This is a genomic window from Coleofasciculus sp. LEGE 07092 (genome assembly GCF_015207375.1).
Lineage (GTDB): Bacteria > Cyanobacteriota > Cyanobacteriia > Cyanobacteriales > Coleofasciculaceae > LEGE-07092.
Genome location: NZ_JADEWY010000270.1, coordinates 1 through 2,042 on the forward strand (window position 1 = coordinate 1; position 2,042 = coordinate 2,042).

Here is a 2,042-nt window from a genome sequence, read left to right on the forward strand (position 1 = left end):
CAGGGTAAACGCATCTAAAATTATTGAGGTTTTGAGGTAAGATAGGGGGTTAGCTCTTGTCATCAAACAACACTAATGACATGATTCCCTATCATCTCGATTCCAAGAGCGATCACAATCTTAAATGTAGGGGATTTGAGGTGGGCGATCACTTTCCCCATCACCTCATCACTTCCCAAACGGTTGACCCCACCGTTCCCAGTTCTCCTTGTTGAACATAGGTGACAAGTTAAGGTGATGTGGTGGTTGTAAATGAGTAAATATACTTAATCTTCGGGTTATAGAGAATGATAATCACACGTTTAGGGGTGGGAGAAAGGCGAGCGACGCTCGCCTTTCTCCCCTTCATCACGATTATCATTATCAATGCCGGGGTCAGCTAATATTTGCACGGCTGGAAAATTATGTGACACTACTGTGGCGACAAGTAATTAAGGTATTGGGGCAGAAAGCTTGTGAGTGGCAACCGAAATACTAACCGAGACCACGCCAAAAAGACGACCAGACCGATGGTAGAAGAGCATTGGTGACAAGTTAAGCCTGTACACATTTAGCGATCGCTTGCCTGATAGAAACTCATGTCTTTAGCCTAATTACTGGAAGTCTTTTTCTGTAAGGGTTTCAGACTTGGCTCTAGCGAGAGTGACACAAGAGTGATAAGAATGATCATCAACTGGGTTAGGGGGACAAACAGCGCTGGCGCCAATTAAGAAACTTTTGGAGTCACAACAGCGAGTTTTAAGCCAGAAGTACTTTGACCGCATACTGATTATCCAAAGCCGCTCGATAGCGTTTCTGGCGGATACTACTTTTGACAGTAGTTTCTCGCTCAAGCTGATTTAAAGCAATGCGTCGTAGCAAAGCAAAGTTTTGTGCGCTGTGGGCTGTACGGATACGACTAGCATCTTCTTTGAAAGTTACATCTATTATCCAATGAACAGAATTTTCCACTCCCCAATGTGTCCGTACCGCATGAGCTAAAACTTGAGCATCAGCTTTTAGACTACTAAGGTAATAACGCACTTCGATTGTAGTTTTTTTCCCTAACCGCCGCTCACAAATTACCATCCCTACACTGGCTAGCCCAGTCCACATATCCTGCTGGGATAGACCTGTCAAGACTGACAAGGGAACGCTGTAATAGTGGCGAATTTCAATACGTCCATGAGAACTCTCAGTACTATGATAATAGCTGTGTTCTATCCCTGAAAAACCTGCTGCCCGCGCTTGCTTAAAGAATTGCTCGACTTGGTTATATAGCTTGCCTTGATTACCTTTGAGTGCCAGCACATAGTCAGCACCTTGGTGGCAAATCAAGGTGGCGATACTTTTCTGGCAGCCGATCGCATCAATGGTGATGATACTGCCGCTAATATTCAACATCTTTAGCAGTTGAGGAATCGCCGTGATTTCGTTGGACTTATCGTTGACTCTAAATTGTCCGAGTACTAAGCGATAGTTAGAAGCCCACGCACTCACTACTGTCAAAGGTTTTTGTTTAGCTTCCCGGTCGTAGGAACCGCGCAAGGTTTTTCCATCTATGGGAATCACTTGCGCCCCTAACTCCTCGGTAATGGTGTTAATCCAATTATTGAAACATTTTTCAAACTCTGATGGTTCTATCCGCGCAAACACCCTAGCAAAGGTATCGTGGCTGGGAATGCCATTGGGTAGACTCAAGAACGTGGCTAACCATTCTTTTTTTGCTTGTCCGTAAGTTTCTATTGCTACCCAGCCATCAGCTCCACTGATGACTGCTAGGATGGCAATTGCGATGATATCTATGAGTAAATGATGCTTAGTACGTTCTACTCTTGGGTCTGACAAACACGCGAAGTGTTGAATAAAGGTAGATTCTAGGCTCAAACTCATCTTTAGGCTGCCCTTGAGAACCTTTAATGGGAATGTAGATATTTAGCCTCTATCCTACCTCTGAATATTGATACCCACACATAGATTCTTGAGCTGAGTGTTGTTTGATGGCAAGAGCTAACCTCCTATTTTACCTCAAAATCTCAATAATTTTAGATGCGTTTACCCTG

At 43.9% G+C, this 2,042-nt stretch carries 1 protein-coding gene; it reads right to left on the reverse strand.

Going from position 1 to position 2,042, the window contains the following annotated elements; translation table 11 throughout:
• Positions 1-738: 738 nt before the first annotated feature.
• Positions 739-1,872, reverse strand: coding sequence for an ISAs1 family transposase (locus IQ257_RS29420; RefSeq protein WP_193882721.1), 1,134 nt, complete (start codon positions 1,870-1,872; stop codon positions 739-741).
• Positions 1,873-2,042 lie beyond the last annotated feature (170 nt).

Coding starts and splice junctions, on each gene's coding strand:
- IQ257_RS29420 (WP_193882721.1), bottom strand. CDS start 1,872: ATGAGTTTGAGCCTAGAATCTACCTTTATTCAACACTTCGCGTGTTTG.